Consider the following 1,475-nt stretch of genomic DNA (forward strand, 5'->3'; position numbering starts at 1 on the left):
CAGCGGGCCAGGACAAGTTCGGGCGGGCAGGCCTGGGGTCAGGCGGTGGCGGTGGTCGCGCGCCAGAGCTTGAGGAGGTTGTGGGTGGCGGCGATGAGTCGCCATTCGGTCCTGCAGGCGGTCAGGCCGCGGCGCTGGAAGCGGTCGATTCTGCGCAGAAACTTGGTGTGGGCGAAGACCGGTTCGATGAGTTGTTGGCGGCGGCGGTAGAGCGCCGCGCCCTCGGGCGTGGCCAGGAGCCGGTCGATGCGGTCGGCCTCTGCGCCCTGGCGGGGTGAGAGCGTGCGGGGTGTGGTGCGACCGGCGGCCTTGGTCGGAACGATCGGCTCAAGCCCTTGTTGTCGCAGGTGTCTGATCTGGGGGCTGTTCCAGTAGCCGCCGTCGGCCAACACGACATCGAGTTCTCGATCGATCCCGGCGGCGGTGAGCGTCTCGACCGCCTGGCTGGTCATCGGCTCGAGTTGGCCAGAGTCGTTGGACTGCGGGGTGATGTCGGCGGCGAGGATGATCTGGCCGGGACCGGTCGCCAGCTGGGCGTTGTAGCCCTGCACCGGCGTTCTCCCGGCTCGGCGCAGCAGCCTGCTGTCCGGGTCGGTCACGTTGCGCTTGCGTCCTGCGAGTGCGTCAGGATCGGGCGGCGTGGGCTTGCGGCCGCCGAGCTTGCGGCCGTGCTCGGCCTCCCACTCAGCCCGCCACGCAAGATTGGCCTCATAGGCCGCTTGCTCGGTGGCCTGCTCGGCCTCCAGCTCCTCCCGGCAGCGGCGCAACCGCGCCAGCCGCGAGCGACGATCCGCCAGCTCGGGCGGGAGCTCGTTGCCGCGCCGGTCGCCGTGCTGGGCATCCTCGGCCGCATCGGTCCGGGCGGCGTCGGCGAGGATCCGCTCGACCTCCTCGCGGATCGCGGCATGGGTGCGCGTCGCCGCCCGCGACGCGTTGGCGGCGATCAATGTCCCGTCGATCGCGACGGTCCCGACCGACACCAACCCAGCCCGTCCGCAGAGCGCCAGCACGCTCGTGAAGGTGTCGGCCAGCGCCTGCTCGTGCCGGGCGCGGAAGCGCGCGATCGTGGCGTGATCCGGGGTCTGGTTGGCGCAGATCACCCGGAACGCGACGTCCTCCCGGCAGCGCCGCTCGATCGCGCGCGACGAACGCTCACCGATTGCGTAGGCGTAGAGCAACAACGCGACCATCATCGCCGGCTCATGCGCCGCCCGCCCCCAACCATCAGCCCGATAGGACGCGTAGAACGCGGCCAGATCGATCGCCTCGACCGCGTCGAGCACGAACCACGCGAGATGGTCCTCGGGCAACCACTCGCGCAAGCTCGGCGGCAACAGCAACTCCTGCTCGCGATCGCACGACAAGAAGTTCTGACCCACGACAGCACCTCCCCGACGACGCCGACCACGGCATCGTCTTAAAGCCCCCGGACAGCACAAACCCCGGCCACAGGCCGGGGTTTGTGCGACACCCTC

1 protein-coding gene is annotated in these 1,475 nt (G+C 70.3%); it reads right to left on the reverse strand.

Features of this window, described 5'->3' with window-relative positions; genetic code table 11:
- Positions 1-38 precede the first annotated feature (38 nt).
- Positions 39-1,379: a transposase gene (locus BDZ31_RS24405; RefSeq protein ID WP_183346089.1), complete on the reverse strand. Its 1,341-nt coding sequence runs from the start codon at positions 1,377-1,379 to the stop codon at positions 39-41.
- Positions 1,380-1,475 lie beyond the last annotated feature (96 nt).

The organism is Conexibacter arvalis (genome assembly GCF_014199525.1).
GTDB lineage: Bacteria > Actinomycetota > Thermoleophilia > Solirubrobacterales > Solirubrobacteraceae > Conexibacter > Conexibacter arvalis.